The 18,052-nt window shown below is 73.0% G+C and carries 7 protein-coding genes; 2 read left to right on the forward strand and 5 right to left on the reverse strand.

The window, feature by feature from the left end; translation table 11 throughout:
* Positions 1 to 161 precede the first annotated feature (161 nt).
* Complete coding sequence (locus GF068_RS28355; protein ID WP_206079574.1) at positions 162 to 1,592, forward strand: haloacid dehalogenase-like hydrolase; 1,431 nt, start codon at positions 162 to 164, stop codon at positions 1,590 to 1,592.
* A 24-nt stretch (positions 1,593 to 1,616) separates the two neighbouring features.
* On the opposite strand, the gene GF068_RS28360 is transcribed toward GF068_RS28355, so the two are convergent.
* From GF068_RS28360 to GF068_RS28380, 5 genes are all read right to left on the reverse strand, one after another.
* Positions 1,617 to 2,591, reverse strand: coding sequence for a formylglycine-generating enzyme family protein (locus tag GF068_RS28360; RefSeq protein WP_153822615.1), 975 nt, complete (start codon positions 2,589 to 2,591; stop codon positions 1,617 to 1,619).
* Between the two features lie 17 nt (positions 2,592 to 2,608).
* Positions 2,609 to 7,615 carry a tetratricopeptide repeat protein gene (locus GF068_RS28365; protein WP_153822616.1) on the reverse strand — a complete coding sequence of 1,669 codons (5,007 nt, stop codon included), beginning with the start codon at positions 7,613 to 7,615 and terminating at the stop codon, positions 2,609 to 2,611.
* 32 nt (positions 7,616 to 7,647) lie between these two features.
* Positions 7,648 to 12,408: a tetratricopeptide repeat protein gene (locus GF068_RS28370; RefSeq protein ID WP_170319728.1), complete on the reverse strand. Its 4,761-nt coding sequence runs from the start codon at positions 12,406 to 12,408 to the stop codon at positions 7,648 to 7,650.
* 203 nt (positions 12,409 to 12,611) lie between these two features.
* A complete protein-coding gene (locus GF068_RS28375) occupies positions 12,612 to 12,908 on the reverse strand; it encodes a polyhydroxyalkanoic acid system family protein (RefSeq protein WP_153822618.1) in 297 nt (98 codons plus the stop codon).
* Between the two features lie 28 nt (positions 12,909 to 12,936).
* A complete protein-coding gene (locus tag GF068_RS28380) occupies positions 12,937 to 13,533 on the reverse strand; it encodes a peptidylprolyl isomerase (RefSeq protein WP_153822619.1) in 597 nt (198 codons plus the stop codon).
* A gap of 183 nt (positions 13,534 to 13,716) precedes the next feature.
* On the opposite strand from GF068_RS28380, the gene GF068_RS28385 reads away from it, so the two are divergent.
* Entirely contained in the window at positions 13,717 to 17,997 is a 4,281-nt protein-coding gene (locus tag GF068_RS28385) for a tetratricopeptide repeat protein (protein ID WP_153822620.1), read from the forward strand.
* Positions 17,998 to 18,052 lie beyond the last annotated feature (55 nt).

The raw sequence follows: 18,052 nt of genomic DNA on the forward strand, positions 1-18,052 counted from the left end.
TCGAATCGAGCAGGCGCGCTCCCGCGATGGAGCGGCTTTTGCGTGTGGAAATGGCGAATGGCTCACCGTGTTACCATGATGTCGCGAAAATGTCGCGAAAATGGTGTTCACGGGATTCGTGCTTTCCATGGTAGGGTGCTCTTCGAAAGGGGTTCCTTGCCATGATCAAGATTCGGTCTTTTCTTCCCGTCGCGCTCGTCATGGGGCTCGCGATGTCCTCGGCGGCTTGCGGAGACGACGGTGAGCAGGGCACGGGGGGGAGCGGGGGTACGGGCGCGACCGGCGGTATGGGCGGAACGGGCGGCGCCGGTGGAATGGGCGGCGCCGGTGGGATGGGCGGCGCCGGTGGAATGGGCGGCGCCGGGGGCGCCGGTGGCGGGATGATGGCCGCGCCGGACCTGGATTCGAGCCTGCCGTGGCACGGGCAGAACCGCGAGGCGCTCGACAAGATGATCGACGAGGTTGGGGTGAACAGCCCGACCTATGATCCGGCGCAAAAGCCGGTCGCCATTTTCGACTGGGACAACACGGTCATCAAGAACGACGTGGGTGACCTCGTGTTCTTCTGGATGCTGAAGAACGACAAGGTGCTCCAGCCGCCGAACAAGGATTGGGGCGCGACGAGCCCGGTCTTGACGATGCAGGCCCGGAATGCGCTGAATCAGGCGTGCGGGAGCCTGGCCGAGGCGGGGATGCCGCTGCCGACGAGCACGAACGCGGCCTGCGCGGACGAGCTCGTCTCCGTGTACACGGCGGCCGAGACGACCTCGGGGCAGGCGGCTTACGAGGGCTGGAATTACCGCACGATGGAGCCCGCGTACGCGTGGGTGGCAGAGCTCCAGGCGGGTTACACGCTGGACGAGGTGAAGGCCTTCGCGAACACGGCCATCGAGGCGGGGCTCGCCGCGATGGAGGGCGAGAAGCAGACGGTCGGGACGAACTCGGTCAATGCGTACGTCCGGATCTACGACCAGATCAAGGATCTGATCGACGTGATGCAGAAGAACGGGCTCGACGTGTGGGTGCTCTCGGCGTCGTCGCAGCCGATCGTGGAGGCGTTCGCGACGCGGGTCAACGTGAGCGGCGACCACGTGATCGGGATCCGCACCGTGATCGACGCGGGCGGGAAGCTCACGTACGACTTCCAGGGCTGCGGGTCGGTCGTGGACGGCTCGGGCAATGGCCAGAACCCGGTCGGCAATACGATGATCACGTACATCGAGGGCAAGCGCTGCTGGATGAACAAGGTGATCTACGGCGTGAGCGGGGCCGACGCGGAGAAGCCGAACGCAGACCCGAAGAAGCGGCCGGTGTTCGGCGCGGGCGACTCGGACACGGACATCTCGTTCCTGCACGATTCGACGGTGCTCAAGCTCGCGCTCAACCGCAACAAGAACGAGATCATGTGCAACGCCTACGCGAACCACATGGGGCAATGGCTCGTGAACCCGATGTTCATCGCGCCAAACCCGCAGAAGGCCGCCCCGTACCCGTGCTCGACGACGGGCTGCAAGGACGCGACGGGCGCGTCGGTGGCCTGCGTGAACGAGGCGGGTGAGCCGATCCCGGATCAGATGGATACGGTGTTCTGAGCGGAAAACGCGGGGGCCCCGGGTTCAGGGGTTGCGGACGCAACGGAACCCGAGCCCGGGGACCTCGTACGTATGAATGGCGGCGCCCCGAAACGCCGCCTGGATCCCGAGGTTCGATCGATTCCAGCCGCCGCCGCGCACGACGTGCACGAGCACGCGGGGGTTCTGCACGTGGGGATCCGTGACGGATCCGGCGGGGTATTTCGTGTAGGTGTCGTCGCACCACTCCCAGACGTTGCCCGCGAGGTCGTGGAGCACGCCCGTGGGCCAGACGCGAGCTCCCCTGGGATGAGAGCGGACGGGCGAGGTGCCGCCGCCATGGCAGCCAGAGTCGCCGCCGGGCGAGACGAGGACGCCGATCGTGAAATCGGCGTGCTCGCAGGTGGGCTCGTCGTCGCCCCAGGGCCATTTGCGACCATCACCGCCGGTCGCTGCCCATTCCCACTGGGCCTCGGTCGGGAGATCCTTGCCCTGGGCCTTGCAGTATTTCCTGGCCTTGTCCCAGGAGACCTCGTTGGCCGGATGATCAGGGCGGCGAGGGTAATTCGCGAAGACCTCGAGCCTCTTCGGCGGGTCACAAGCCTTCGCGTCGACACAACGCTTCATCGCGGCGACGGTGACCTCGGTCTCGTCCATGCAAAACGGGCGGGTGAGGACGACGCGGTGCGGCCGATCGGTGTCGGGCAGGTGGCCCTTGCGGAGGCGGCGAGCGCCGCCGTTCAAGGTAAAACCTTTGCCCATGACAAACCCGTCCGGGCCCGTCTTCGGGATGTAGACCTCGCCCGCAGGGCAATGCGGGGCGCACGCGCCGGTGGTGTCGTCGCAACGCTCGATGGAGGCGCAGGTGACGGCCGCGCAGCGAGAGGGCTCGGGCGGCGCGGGCGCAGGTGGTGGCGCGGCAGAGGGCGGCGGGGCGGGCGCGGGCGAGGCGTCCGGGGAGGAGCAGGCGGCGGCCCCGAGGAGCAGGGCCGCCGCGGCGAGGAGCAGGCGCGAGGGCAAGCGCGAGGCGGGAAGGATCAGTCGAGGCCGAGGCGCGCGCGGGCGTCGGCGTAGGCGTCGCTCACCGAGAAGACGATGAGCTCGCGGGCCTCGGCGTTGCGGCCGATCCAGGTGAGGCGCTCCTTGCCAGAGGCCGGCGGCTGGTTCGTGTGGCCGCCGGCCCAGGCGATGCCCTGGAGCGCGATGTTGGGGTCGCCGACCGCGAGCAGGCCCGCACGAGCGCCCCAGCCGTTCACCGCGGTGTTCAGCGTCGAGGCGCGGTTGCCGATGCTGGCGATGACGTCGGTCGCGAGCGTTTGCACCTGCGGATCGAGGCTCGCCGGCAGGGCCTTGGCGACACGCGCCGAGGCGTCGTTGAGCTTGGCCGGGTCGACACCTTGCGGGGCAAACCCGGGGCTCAAGGCCTTGAGGTACGCAGCGAGCAGCGGCCAGAGGTCGATCGGCGCGGTGCGCGAGAAGGCCGTGGCGTTCGCCTGGACGACCTTGAGCGCGCGGTGGATGAGGAACGCGCGGACAGCCTCGTTCGTCGCGTTCACGAGCGGCGCGCCGAGCACGATCGTCGCCGGATGTGCGCTCGCGGCGACGCAGACCAGGCCGAGCGTGGACGACTGGAGCACCTTGAGGTCGTCGAGACCGTAGGCGCGCCCGAGGTCCTTGATCTCCTCCGCGAGCTGCGCCTGCGGGGGCGGGAAGGGCGTCGCGCGGACCGACGTGGTGTCGAAAGGCACGGCGGTGTCGAGCATCGGCCCGGTGCGCTGGAGCAGATCGCGGAACGCCGGGGTCATGACGTCGGGAGCGACGAGCTCGTCGAGCGACGCGTCACCCGCCGCCGCGCCCGCGCCCGCGAGCTCCACCGCGCCGCCGTCGAGGGCCGCGACGCTGCCGCGCGCGATACGCGCGACCTCGGGGCGGCCGCGCAGATCGGCGACGGTGGCGACGGTGCTGAAGAGGTACGGCTCGAAGCGGCCGGTGCCGAGCGCGCGGCGCGCGTCGGCGACGGCACGATCGAGCAGGACGTTCGCGGCCTGGGCTTGATCGGTGCGCTGGTAGAAGCTCGCGAGCGCGCCGAGCGCGACGTCGTCCTTGGGCCAGGTCTTGCGCGCCTGGAGCAAGGTCTGCTCGGCCTTCTTGAGGTCGCCCATCGCCTCGTAGATCTCGGCGAGCTGCGTCGTGCGACGGCACTTCGCGTCGGGCTCCTCGACGTTGTTGATGAGGATCGTCTGCTGCTCGAGGGCCTTCGCCGTGTCGCCGAGGTTCTTGTAGAGGTCGACGAGGCGCTCTCGGGCCGGCTCGTCGTTCGCGAAGCGCTTCAAGACCTCCTGGTAGGAGAGCTCGGCGCGCTCGGCGTTCGGCAGCGGGCCGTTGTAGAGGTCGCCGAGGCGCATGTAGAGCTCGGCCTGGCGCTCGGGCTCGGCGACGAGGCGCGCGAGCCGGATCCAGGCCTGCTCCGCGCCGCCCCAGTCCTCTTCCTTCGCGCAGACGTCGGCGAACGCCGTCAGCGCCTCGACGTGGTCGGGGTTCTGATCGAGCGCCGCCGCGAGCGCCTGCTTGGCCGCCGCCGCGTCGCCGACGTCGGCGAGCGCGCGGCCACGAAGGACCTCCATCTCGACGCGCTCGGCCGGATCGGTGACGGCGTCGAGGCGACGCTCGAGGAGCGCGGCGAGCTCGGCCCGCGCGCCGCTCGCGACGTAGATCGCCTGCAAGCGCTGGAAGACGTCGAGGTACGAGGGATCCACCGCGAAGACGCTCTCGAGGGCGCCACGCGCGCGTTCGGTCTCGGGGGTCTTGTCGGCCCAGAGCACGGCGGCGAGGTAGAGGTTGCGCACGCGCTCCTCGTTCGTCGCGCTGGTCTGCGCGGCACCCTCGAGCGCCGTCGCTGCGCCCACGGCGTCGCCCGCCTGCTCGAGGGCCCGGGCCCGCTCGAGGTGCACCACGAGGTGACCAGGGACGAGCTCGATGGCCTTCTCGAGCAGCTCGCGCGCCTTCTCGCCCTCACCCGCGCGAGCCGCAGACTCGGCGGCGCGCAGCGCGAGGGTCGCGATCTCGGAGGCGCGCTCGGTGCGATTCGCGAGCTCGAGGTCAGCCTCGAGCGCGGTCGCCTCGTCGCCACGCGCGCGAGCGTGCGCGGCCATCTGCCGGAGCGCCCAGAGCCCACGCGGCTGGTTGCGATAGGCGATCTCGACAGGCTCGCGTGTCTCGTCCCAGCCGTGGATGCGCAGGCGGAGGCGCGCCGAGAGGTGCGCATGCGCGATGGCCTCGGGGCCTTCGAGCGTCGTCGCGAGCGTGAAGGCGACGGGCTCGAGCTCCTCGTCGCGGCCGCCCGCGATGAGGGCGCTCGCGACGCGACGGAGCGTCGGCAGGTGCGTAGGCGTCTCCTCGAGGATCGTGCGGCGCCAGAGCAGGCCGCTCGCCGCGTCGCCGCGGCCGAGCTCGTCGAGCTCGGCGAGGCGCTCGTACGACTGCAGCCGCTCGACGGGATCCTCCGTCGAACGCGCGTACTGCAAGAGGCCGTCGACGAGCTCGGCCGTGCCGTGGCCCGCGAGCGCCGCGCGGTAGGCGCAGAGCGGCGCGAGCAGCGTCTCGCCCGCGCCGATGGCTTGCCGCGCGAGGGCCGCGGCCTTCTCGAGGTCGCCGTCGCGCTCGTACTCGAGCGCGGCTTCGAGCGAGAAGCGCGCGGCGTCGCTGCCCGTGGAGGCGGCGGCGCGCTCGGCGCGCCAGGACGCACGATCCGCCGGGCGCTCGGGCGAGAGGCGCTCGTAGAGCTCACGCAGGCCGATGTCGTCGGGCCGCGCGCCGAGGGCCTGCGCGAGCAGGCGCGCCCCGTGCGCGGCGCCCTCCGGCGTGATGAGCGCCTCGCGCACGAAGTCGCGGGCCTGCTCGATCGGATCCTCGCTCGCCTGACGGCGAAGCTGGAGCCACTCGATGAGGCCGTCGCGATCCCCCACGCCGCGCGCGGTGCGCTCGCCGAGGTGGACCGAGAGCGGCAGGCGCGCGTCGATCTCGGCGGCGCCGCGGAGGAGTTTGTCACGCTCGTCGTCGATCGAGGTGTCGGGGACCTCGACCTCGAGCAAGCGGATCGCCGCCTCCGTGAGGAGGAGCGCGGCGCGCGTGCCGGGCTCGATCGACTGCGCGAGGCCCGCGAGCACGCTCGACGCGGTCGCGGCGTCGGCGCCGGTGGCGCGCGCGCGCGCGGCGCCTTCGTGGGCAGGATCGGCCTGGCGGGCGCGATCGTAGCCCTCGGCGGCGAACTCCGCGTCGCCCGCGAGCTCGGCGAGCAGCGCGCTCGCGAGCGCGCTGTCGCGATCCCCATCCTGCTCGCCGCGCCAGGCAGCGACCGCGCGGGCGACCTTGGCGCCGGCCTTCGACTCGAGGTCGAGCTCGAGCTTGAGGGCGCGGCCCGCGCCGCTGTCCGCGGCGTACTCGGTGTAGCCGAGGATCGCCGCCGCGAGCGCGTCACACTCGCCGAGGGGTTTGCCGTCCGCGCGCGCGTCGCCGAGGGCCCGGCCGAGCGAAGCGGAGGCGCGCGCGGCAGGGCTGCCCGCGCCGATGACGCCGTCCGAAGGCGCGTCGGCCTCGCGTGAAGCCGCGCTCGCCGCGGCGAGCAGCGGCGCGAGCTCGTCGTCGCCCGCGGCCGCCTCGACGGCCTGGTCGAAGAGCTCACGCGAGCCGCCCGTGAGCGCCGTCAGCGAGAGGCGGTCGGCGGCCGAGAACGCGATCGTGTCGCTGCCCTCCATGGCCGCGCGCGCCGCGGCGGCGTCGCCGAGCTCGATCGCGCGGGCCGCGAGGGCGCGCCGCGCGTCGGCGTCGTGCGTGCCGTCGAGCGCGCCGCGCAGGGCGTCGATGGAGCCGGGGCGCGTGTCCTTGCGCGCCGCCGCGAGCATGCCCGCGAGCCAGCCCGCGCCGCCCTTGAGGGACGCGGTGCTGCGCAGGCGGCCGAGGCTCGAGACCGCGAGGGCGACGTCCCCCGCCTCGAGCGCGGCGCGCGAGCGGAGGAGCGCGTCGTACGCGGAGACGACGCCGCGGAGGCCACGCGGCACGACGCCGCGGTGGATCGCGACCTGCGTGAACGCGTCGCGCAGCGCCGAGAGCTCGCTCGCCTCGGGCGCGCGGACCTTCGTGAAGCTGTCGTCCGCGCTGGCGAGCGCCTCGCAGAAGCGCTGCACGTGCGGGCGCGGATCCGCGGCGTGCGCGCGTTGCGCGAGGTCGAACCACTTCTGCGCGCCCTCCTCGTCCTCCTGGCGGATGCGCAGCACCTCGGCGCCGAGCACGGCGGCGTGGGCGCGCGAGGCGGGCGTCGGCGAGACGCGCGCCTCGGCGTCGAGCACCTCGACCGTGCCTTGCCAGTCCTGGTCCCGCGCGAGCAGGCCGCGGAGCTGGCGGTGCGCGAGCGGAGAGCTCGGCGCGAGCTCGCGCGCCTCGGCCGCGATCGCGCGCGCCGTCTGCTCTTCGCCCGCCATCGCGTAGATCTCGGACACCGCCACGAGCGCCTTCGCGCGCGCGGCCTTGTCCTCCATCGCCTCCGCCTCGGCGCGCAGCCACGCGGCTCGCTCGGCCCACGCGTCACGCTGCTGCGTGCGCACGAGGTGCGCCGTGGCGTCTTGCTCGTCGTCGAACGTGGGCGCCCCCGCGAGCGGCGCGCGCTCTCGCCGCGACGGCGCGACCGGGGCGTCGTCGTCGGCCTCGGCTTCGGCTTCGGCCTCGATCTCGGCGACGACCTCGGCCACCGGCGTCTCCTCGACGGCCGATCCTGTCGGCGTGACGGCCTCGAGATCGACGGCCGGCCGCACCTTCGTCTCTTCGACGAGGGCCTCGACCAGCCCGTCCTCCTCGGGGACGGTCGGCATCTCGTGCCGCGCGTCCTCCTTTGCTTTCGCCGTCACCTCGCCGATCTCGGGCTCGCCGCGGTTGCCCCGCAGCGACGCCATGAGCTCCTCGGGGACGTGCGCCATGATGGTCGCCGCGTCGTCGTCGTCGTCTTCGACCGCGTCCGCTGCGAGGTCGATCTCGTCTTGGGGCTCGCTCACGGGACCTTGATCCTTTGCTCCAGAATCGCTGCTCACCGAACACCCATGCCGAGCTTCTTGCGCAGCTCGAGGTAGCTGGGGGAAAGCACGAACGAGAGAAGGCGGCGCGACCGCTCGTTCTCGGTGACCACCGAGCCGAGCTGATCCCGCGGCACGTTCAAGATGTCGCTCAGCACGATCGACACGTCGCCGGCGGCGATCACCGCCATGCGGTCCAGGCTTCGCCGTGCCGCGTGTGTCCACGCGCGCGCGTCCTGCTTGCTCGCGACGACCTTCTGGCAGACCTCGCCGATGCTCTTGCGGATCTTGCGCGAGATCTCCTTGTGCACCGCGCGCTGGATCTCGCCGTAGACGGCGTAGCCGGGGTTCGCCACCTTGATGTCGACCTCGTTGCACGCCGCGATGACGACAGACGCGACCGTGGCCTCGTCGCGCGTGCGGAGCGAGGTGATCCCGCGCCGCAAGGCGAAGACCGTCCGCGCGATGGCCGAGCGCGCCGCCGCGTCGAGCGGCGTCGTGATCCCGGAGCCGATGACGATCGAGGGCACCTCGCCGGCGACGCCGTGAACGCGCATCGGCTCGGGGCCGCCGACGTAGACCTCGAAGTCACCCTCGAAGCCCACCGCGCCCATCCACTCCGCGACCGCCACGCGCAGCGGGTGGCCGCCGCGCGAGTCGACGCGCTCCTTCTTGCCGACGCCGAGCGAGCCGAGCGTCGGGCCGAGCGCGAGCGTCACCGTCTCGGCCATGAGCACGAAGAGCTCCGCGATCGGGCCGTGGTCCTCCGGATCGGCGATCTCGGCCATGGCCCTCGCGTCGAGCACGATCTGGGGCCGCGTCGCGACGCGACCGTCGATCCGCTTGAGCTCCGTGGAGATCGCGTCGTCGTCGCGGCCGAGCGAGACGAGGCAGCCGAGCGTCGCCTGACGCAGCGCCGCGTCCTGCCCTGCCTGCGCGATCTTCGCGAGCCGCTCGACGCGATCGGCGTCGCACGGATCCTCGGAGAGCTTCTGCACGAGCACGCTCTTCGCGCGGCCGAGCAGCTTCTGGCGGAGCGCCGCGTCGTAGCTCGTCGTGAGCACGAGATCGAGCGCCTCGCCGTCGTCCGGCGACTCGTCGAGCAGCTTCACGACCGCGCCCTCGGCCTTGAGCGGCTCGTTGATCTTGTCGCGCCAGATCGCCATCGCGAGCCGCGCGGCCTCCATGCGGCCCTCGCGCTTCTCGCGCTCCTGCATGAGCTGCTCGAGGATCGCCGTCGCGCGCGACCAGGCGCCCGTCTTGGCCGCGACACGCGCGAGGCGCTCGCGCACGGGCGGCGTGGACAAACCGGCCTCGTGGAGGCCGACGAGCACCTTGAGCGCCTTCTCGGGGGCGTTCAGCTTGTTCTCGTAGATGTCCACCGCCGCGACGCCTGACATCAGCCGCTGCTGCGCCGGCGCCTCGCCGATGCCCGAGAGCCGGCCGAGGAAATCCGCGGCCTCGGCGAACTTGCCCATCGTGATCGAGATCTCGCCCGAGAGCGCGAGCGCGCCGACGTGATCGGGCTCGAGCATCGTGACGTTCTCGAGCGCCGAGAGCGCGCCCTCGCGATCACCCTTCTTGCGGAGCACGCGCGCGCGCTCCCAGAAGAGCTTGCCGATCTCTGCCTCGTCGTCGGCGACGTCGAGGCGGCGCCCGATGATGTCGAGCAGCCTGTCGTCCTCGTTGCGCCCGCGGACGCGGCGGAAGAGTTTGTCGAAGGCGATCGAGCGGCTCGGGTCCCGATCGAACGCCCGGGCGAACGCGATCTCCGCGTCGTCGTGCGCGTCGGTGTGCTCGAGCAGGATGACGCCCGCGGACTCCCAGAACACGGCGCCCCGCGTATCGTCCCGGCTGAGCGCGCCGAGCTGCGCGAGCGCGAGCGCCGTCGACACGTGATCGCCGAGCGCCTCGCTCGCCGCGCGCACGCCTTCCCACGACACGATGTCGTCCTGGCGCCGCTCGACGGCCGCGCGGAAGGTGGCGAGCGCCGCCTCCACGTTGCCCGCCGCGAGCTCCGACCAGCCGGCGAGCGCGGCCGCGTCGTGACCCGCGTCCTCGCCGAGCGCATGGCTCACGTTCTTCAGGGCGAACGCGCGGCGGCGCGGATCGCAGCCGGGCATCGCGAGCTCCAGGTTCGCGAGGCGCGTCGCGTCCGACGTGCCGGCGAGCATGGGCTGCGGCGTGCTCGGCTGATCCAGCATCGCCACGAGCGCGGCCGACGCATCCATCGCCGACCACGGCTCGTCGTCGAGGAACGCGCCCACCGCGCGGCGCGCGGACACCTCGGCCTCGCGATCCTTCGCCGCGAGCGCCGCGCCGAGCCACTCGAGCGCGGCGTAGAGCTTCGGCTCCGCGTCCGCCCAGGCCGCCGCGCGCGACACCGCCGCGCCCGGGTCCTGATCGACCACGCGCGCCAGCCGGTACGCCTCGGCCCGCGCGATCGCCGTCGCCTCGTCGCCCTGATCCTCCAGCCGATCGAGCGCGCGATCGATCGCCGCCCGATCGCTCTGCGCATCCGGCCACGTGAGCCGCGCGAGCCCCGCGGCGACCGTGATGTCGCCCGAGCCCTCGGCCTCCGCCGTCTCCAGCGCCGTCAGCGCCTCGGCGCGATCCCCCGCCTCGCCCTGACCGACCTCCAGGCCGAAGCGCTCGATCGCGATGCTCGCCGGATCTGCGCCTGCCTCCGCCGCCGTCACGAGCGCGCGGCGACGACCGTCGAGGCTGTCCGGATCGGCCCCGCGCAGCGCCCACGCGAGCAGCGCCGCCGCCGCCTTCGAGGCGCTGCCGCGCGCCTGCTCGACGAGCTCGATCGTCTTCTGCCGATCGCCGAGCCGCCACGTGAGAAGCGCAGCTTCCAGGTAGAGCGCCGCGCCGAGCTCGATGTCCTCGGTCGACGTCGCGCACGCCGACAGGATCGTCGACGCGGCCGTGAGGTCACCCGCGCGGCGCTCGAGCTCCGCGAGGAAGAGCGCAACCACCTCGTCCGACGGTGACGCCTCGTGCAGCTCGCGCAGCCGCGCGCGGGCGTGATCGACGTTGCCCGAGCGCACGCTGCGCAGCGCAGCGACCACCCAGAGGCCACGCGCGAGGTCCGGGTCCGTCTCGGCCTTGGCGAGCTCCTCGATCGTCTGTGCGATCGGGCGGAAGGCGACCACCTCGCCCGGCGTGAGCTTCTTCGCGCCGAGCGCGTACGCCGCGAGCACGTGGCCGAGCCACGCGGAGGCGTCACCGCCCTGCGCTGCGAGCTGCGAGAACGCCTCGGCCGCGCCGGCGGAGTCACCACGCAGCGCGCGGCTCCGGCCGAGCTCGAACCAAAGGCTCTCCTCTTCGCCCCGCTCCGCGCCGCTCGCGACGAGCTCCGCCGTCACCTGCTCGTACCACGCCGCGTCGCCGCGGACCGAGGCGAGGGTGCGCGCGATCCGCGCGAGCAGCGGCGCTGGCGTGCCGAGCGCCGCGGCCCGCCCGAGCGCGGCCTTCGCCGCGTCCGAGTCGCCCGCCTGGCATGCCCAGACGTAGGCCGCGATGATCTCCGCGCGCGCCTTCGCCTCGTTCGTCGGGCACGAGGCGCCCGACGCCTCGAGTGATCGCGCGAGCGCCGCCGGATCTTGCGCGTCGCTCAGCAGATCGAGCTCGAGCGCGCGCGCCATGATCGACGCCGGGTCCGCTTCGAGCGCGCTGCGGAGCGCGCCGAGCGCGCCGTCCCGGTCGTTGTCGAGCATCGCCGCCTCGGCGATCCGCAGCCAGAGCGCCGCGGCGCCCGGTCCTGCGACGCCGCGCTCGAGCTCCGCCTTCGCGAGCTCCGCCGCGCCCTTCGCGTCGCCGTTCGTCTCCAGCGAGGCGAGGCGCGAGCGCGCGATGACCGACGACTGCGGGAGCTGCTCGGCGGCGCGCGCGAGCAGCTTCACCCAGCCCTCTTGATCACCTGCGCGCCGCTTCAGCTCCGCCGCGCGCAGCCACGCGTCGGCCGCGTACTCCGCGCGCCGCGCGTAACGCGGCACGCCGCTCGCGTCGCCGCGTGTTTCCTCTTCGAGGGCCTCCTCGATGAGCTGCGCTTGACCTTCCAGGGCCCGCGCGAGCGCCGTCGGGTTGTCCTCCCGCGCGGCGATCGACTCGAGCGTCACCTGCGACCGGAAACGCCCCTGACCATCCAGCGCGGCGGCGGCGTCGATCAGATCGTACGCGCGCTGCGCGTCGCCTGCCTTCGCCGAGAGCTCCGCGAGCTCGATGAACAGGATCGCCTTCCACGTCGGATCCGTGGCGAGCTCGGCGCGCGCCTCGATGGCGCGCATGCGCCCTGGCAGGTCGCCGTCCTTCGCCGCGATGAGCTCGAGCTCGAGCCACGGCGTCGGGTCCTCGGGGCTCGCGCCGACGGCCTCTTCGAGCGCTTCCTTCGCGCCGGCGAGGCTCTGCTCGTAGTCCTGCAGGAACGCGGCGCGCTCCCAGAACGCGCGGGCGCGCTCCTCGGGGGAGACGGAGGCGCGCGTGAGCGCCTCGAGCAGTTTCCCGAGGTTCTTGATGGACTTGCGTCGGGTCAAGATCCGGACGAGGGCCTCGAGCGGCTCGCGGAACTGCGGGTCCGCGTTGAACGCCGCGAGGTAGTCCCGCGCGGCGGACGGCTCCTCCCCGTGTTTCTCCTCGAGTACGCCGCACTCGTGCAGGAGGAGCGCTTGGAGCGCGTTGTCCTCCTGCGCGGCGTGCTCGGACCTCAAACGATTGAGCAAGGCCGCCGCATCCTCGGCCTGCCCCGTGGGCATCGGTGTCTCTACCGTCATTGGGCTCGACGCTCCCGCGGAGACGGGTTTCTGGTCCATTGCATGCTGCGTGGGGAGACTAGCCAAACGGTGCGTCGGGAGTAAAGCGTGCTCGCGACGGATCGCGACGATCACGCGCGCCGCCGTGATGTGCGCGTATTCCTGCGCGGATCGTGGGCCGACTTGCCGGCTTGGTTGGGGGGAAAGGGAGACCGCCCGCTCGCTCAGCTCTTGCCGAGCATCGCGTCGAGCTTCTCGCGCAGCTTCGTCTCGACCACGGGGCGCATCGGGCGCAAGAAGAGCGGCAGCTCCACCCGGATCCGCACGACCTCTGCGTCGACCCGCACCGACCCCCGCGTCCCCTTCGCGGGCCCGCTCGGCGCGTCGAGCCGCAGCTCGTCACCCTCCCAGCGCCAGCGCACCCCGCGGCGTTGCTCCAGGCGCCTCGCGAGATCCTCCGCGCGCCTCCGCGCCGCGTCCTCGCTCATCCCGTGCGGCCTGTGGATGTCGATCTGCGCCATCGCGTGTTGTCCCCTCCGCCTCCGCGCCTCAGTCGATCCGCTGCACGATCCAGTAGCCGCGCGGCGTGTCCACGACGTCGCTCACGCTGCCCTTGGCGAGGCTGAAGAGAACATACTCGGGCGCCGGCTCCAAAATTCCGCGCGGCAAGCGCCCCGCGTTCTCCATCGAGCCCTTGTCGCCCTTCGCCACCGTCGCCTTGAAGTCCGTCTTGGCCTCCTCGGCGAGCTGCTTGGCGAGCGTCAGCGCCTCCTCGCGGGGCCGCGCGTTCTGCGGCGCCCCCTGCGCGCCCTTGTACTGCACGAGGATCACCCCGAACACGACCGACTTCGGCGCCTCCCCCGCGAGCGGCGGCGGCGCCTCGCCCGTGAGCAGCAACGCCCCGCCCGCGTCGACCGGACCGCCGCCCGTCGGATCGGCTTCGCCCGTGGGATCGCCGGCCCCTGCGTCCGCGCTCTCTTCGCCTGCGTCGGCCGACGCCGTCGCGTCCGGCCCTGCGTCGCTCGGCGCGCCTGCGTCGGGCGTGCTCTCGGTGGGCGACGCTCCGCGGCGACCGCCCGGAAGGACGACGAGCGCGATGGCCCCGAGGACCAACGCTGCGAAGAGGAGGGCGGTCAGCTTCTGCATGGCGCGAGCGCGTTAGCACATTTCCCCAGCCCAGCGGAAGCGCGCGGGCGATGCCACGCCGCCCGCCCGCTCGCCGGACGGGCCCCGCGCCCGGGACGCGTGTCGAAAAGAGCCGCGCAGCCTCGAACCCTGGTAGAAGTGAGCGACGCGGAACGATCTCGCGCAAAAGGGCCCCTCGAAGGCATGAGCATGGTCAAGGTCGAGTGCGACTCCTGTACGTCCCCGTACCAGGTGGAGGAACGGCGGATCCCGGCGGCGGGGCTCAAGATGCGTTGCTCGAAGTGCGGCAACAGCATCCTCGTGAAGAAGCCCACGGACGTCGCCGAGGAGATCGATCTCCCGTCGCCGGTGGCGCCGCGCGCGAAGGCCGGCACCGAGCCGCTGATGCCGCGCCCCTCGCCGGGCAAGGCGCCGACCGCTCCGCTCGCGCCGAAGCCCCCCGTGCTTCCCGCCGTCAAGCCGAAGCCGCCCGCGCCTGCGCCGAAGCCCGCGCCGAAGCCCGAGGAGGCCACGGAGCTCGATCTCTGGGGCGCCGACGAAGACCCCGGCTTCGGCGAGATCGATCTGCCCTCGCCCGCGAAGCCGACCGTGAAGCAACGGGCCGTCTCCGCGCCCCCCGCCGACGAGGAAGAAATCGCGGACCTGCCCGTGCCCGCGAAGCCAACCGTTCGGCAGATGCCCGCGGCCGTCCACGAGTTCCCCCTCGACGACGACGAGGAGGAGGACGCGGCGCTCGCGGCGATCGAGATGTCGTCGCCGAGCAAGCCGACGGTCCGGCAGATGACGACCCCCGTGACGGCGTCCCTCGAAGTGGACTTGCCGTCCCCCTCGCCGACACGCGCGGCCCCGGCGAAGGCCGCGCCGCCGAAGCGCGACGACAAGCCGACCGCGCCCGCGCGCCCCGCGGCGAAGGGCTTCGGCGAGATCGACCTGCCCTCGCCCGCGCGCCCGGCCGCGCCGAAGCCGCCGCCGCAGAGGCCCCAGGAGAAGCCGACCGCGCCCGCGCGCCCCGCGGCGAAGAGCGAGCCGGACGCCGACCTGCCCGCGCCCGCGCGCCCCACGAGGAAAAGCGCGCCCGAGATCGACCTGCCCGCGCCTGCGCGTCCCGCGCCGCCGGCCGCCAAAGGCTTCGGCGAGATCGATCTACCCGCGCCCGCGCGCCCCGCCCCGGCCGCCGCAAAAGGCTTCGGCGAGATCGACCTTCCCGCGCCCGCCCGGCCCGGCCCGGCGCGTCGGTCCTCGGCCGCGCTGCCGGCCGCGTTGCGCGAAAAACCCGTCAGCAGCTTCGATCTGCCTGCCGTCGCCGCCGACGCCGCGCTCGACATGGGCGCGTTCGGCGAGATCGACCTGCCCGCGCCGGACCTCGGCGGCTTCGGCGAGATCGACCTGCCCGCGCCCGAAGCCTCGTTCGGTGACATCGAGCTCTCCCTGCCGCCGCCCGCGGCCGCCGCGCCCCGCGCCGAGACGTCTGGCAAGGCCACGTCCATCTCCTCGTCCGTCACCGCCATCGCGCCGCCCATGTCCGCCGTCGCGGCCTTCGACGCGGGTGACTTCGGCGAGCTCGACCTTCCCCTCGCGAGTGATCCTCCGCCCGCGCCTCTCGCGGCTCCGCCCGCTTCGCCGCCACGCGCCGCGCCTCCCGTGACCGCCGGCTTCGAGCTCGACGACGCCGCCTTCGACGCCGCGTTCGCCGATCCGCCGCCCCCCAAGGCCGCCGCCGTCGCTGCCCCCGTCATCACGCCGATGCCGGCGAGCACGCGCGCCGCGGCCCCCGTCTCCAAGCCGGGCGAGGAGTTTTCCCTCGGCGAGCCCGACATGGACCTCTCCACCGGCGCGCCCATCAGCGTCGGCGCCGAGACCCAGCGCGCCGAGCCCCTCGTCGTCGAGGCGCCTCCTGCTCCGCCGCCCGAGAGCGACGGCATCGGCGACGAGGTCGACCTCGCGCCGGGCTCCTCGGCCAGCCTCGACGCGCTCGCCAGGCGCGACAAGGCTCCGAAGAGCCTCGCGAGGCCCGACAGCGAGCCCCGTCGCCGCGGCCGTGGGCGTGTCTACGCGATCGGCGCGGCCGTCCTCTTCGCGATCGGCGGCGGCGCCCTCGCGCTCTTGCCCGACATCGGCCCCTTCGGCGCGCACGCCGTGAGTGATCTCCTGAACGCCTCCGCGCACGCCGACGCGCTCGCCGCCCTCGAACGAACCACACAAGCGACCCTCGACGAGGACACCGCCGCTGCCGCCGCGCGCGCCATCGAAGCTGCCAAGGCCGCGCAGCTCGCGCGCCCGCGCCACCGCGCGACGGCCGCCTACGCCGCGTACGTCGCCTTCGCGCGCAGCATCCGCCACGGCCGGCGCGGCGACGACGAGACCCTCGGCAAGCAGCTCCTCGGCCAGACCGAAGAGCCGAGCCGCGAGCGCACCCTCGCCGTCGCCGCGCAACACGCGCTCGCCGGCCGCCTCGAGCCGGCCCGCCGCCTCACCAAGGATGCGCTCGACGCTTCCCCGAACGACATCGACGCGGCCGTGCTGCTCGGCGAGATCGAGCTCGCCTCGAACGCCACGGCCGACGCGCTCGTCGCCTGGAAACGCGCTGTCTCGATCCGCAGCGGCGCCCGCTCGCTCTTTGGCCTCGCCCGCGCCGAGCTCCGGAAGGGTGACCTCGCGGCGGCCGAGAAGGCCGCGCGCGCCGCGCTCGAGGCCTCGCCCAAGCACGCCGCCGCGCGCGCCTTGCTCGCCGCGATCCTCGGCCGCGACAAGGCAAAAGAGGCCGAGGCCCTCGAGCTGCTCGGCAAGGTCACGGCCGAGGGCGACGTCCGCGCCTCCGGCAGCGAGCGCGAGCTCGTCGACGCCTACGTCGAGACCGGCCTCATCCACCTCGCGCGTTCGCGCATCACCGCCGCCGAGCAGGCCTTCGCCGCTGCCCTCGCGATCGACCCGCGCGACGTCGACGCGCTCGTCGGCCACGGCGAGCTCTTCTACCGGTCGAGCCGCTACTCGCAGGCGCTCCTCCGCTTCGAGGAGGCCATGCGCGCCGACGAGACCAGCGTCGCGGCGCGCGCCGGCGCGACGAAGACCCTGGTCGCGCTCGAGCGCCCCAAGGACGCGAAGGTCCTCGCCGAGAAGCTCCGCAAGGACAAGCCCGACCTGGCCGTGGGCGCCTATTGGCTCGCCCTCACCGAGGCCGCGCTCGGCAACAGGCAGGGCGCCGAGGCCCTCCTCAACGAGGCCATCAAGCTCGGCGGCGCGCAGCACGAGCTCGTCGTCGCGTCTTACGTCGGGCTCGCGGAGATCCTCGCCGCCGTCGGCCGCGGCGACGAGGCGCAGGCCAAGCTCACCGAGGCGAGCGCCAAGTTCCCTGGCTTCGCCGCGCTCCACCGCGCCAAGGCCGAGGTCCACGTGGAGGCGGGCCGCTACCCCGAGGCGCGCGCCGAGTTCGAGGCGGCGCTCGCCAAGGAGGACGACCTCGCCACGCGCTTCCGCCTCGGCGTCACGCTCCGCCGCATGCGCGCCTTCGACGAATCGGCGAAGGTCTTCGACCAGGTCGCGGCCGTCGACAAGGAGTACCCGGGCCTCTCGCTCGAGCGCGGCCTCCTGTACGAGGAGACGGGCGAGAGCGAGCGCGCGCTCGAGATGTACGCGGCGGCGCTGGCGAAGGCGCCTTCGGACATCGACCTCAAGATGCGCGTCGGCTCGGCGCAGGTGATGGCGGGCCACGCGGCGCAGGCCGAGCCCATCTTGCGCGAGGTCCTGAAGGAGCGCGCCGGCTCCTCGGACGCGAACCATTTCCTCGGCCGCGCCCTGCTCATGAAGGGCGGCTCTTCGGCCGTGGGCGAGGCGATCCGGTTCCTCGAGCGCGCGACGGAGATCGACGGCAATCGCGCCGAGTATTTCCTTTACGTCGGCTGGGCGGCGAACACGCTCGGCCAGTTCCCGAAGGCCGAGATGGCCTTGAAGCGCGCGCTCGAGCTCGACCGCGAGCTCGCGGACGCCTACTGGCAACGCGGCGTCCTCCTCCACAAGCAGGGCCGCACCCTCGACGCATTGGCGGACCTGGAGATTGCCTTGCAAAAGCGCCCCTCCCGGCACGAGGCGCACGCCACGATGGCGCTTTGTTATCAGGAGCTCGGCCGCTGGCCGGAGGCGCAAGCGGCGTGGCAAAAGGCGATCGCGGGTAATGGCTCGGTGGCCGAGTGGCATTACCGGCTGGGGAAGATCTTCGAATCGAACGGCAACAAGCTCGCCGCGACGCCGGAGCTCGACAAGGCCGTGGAGCTGCTCGCGCAGAAGGGCGGGGCCGTGGAGAGCTGGCACGCGGACGTGTACTTCCTCCACGGCGAGGCGATGCGCGCGACGGGGCAAAAGGACAAGGCCGTGAAGAGCTACCTCCGATTCAAGGAGGTGGCCCCGATGGAGCATGCGTACCGGCCGGATGTGGACCGGGCGTTGATATCGCTGGGGCAGGCGCCGTAGGCGGGGGCGGGAGCGGAGGCGCAAACGCGGAGCGGGTCAGCTCCGGCGGCGGCGC

It is taken from the genome of Polyangium spumosum (assembly GCF_009649845.1).
Taxonomy (GTDB): Bacteria; Myxococcota_A; Polyangia; order Polyangiales; family Polyangiaceae; genus Polyangium; species Polyangium spumosum.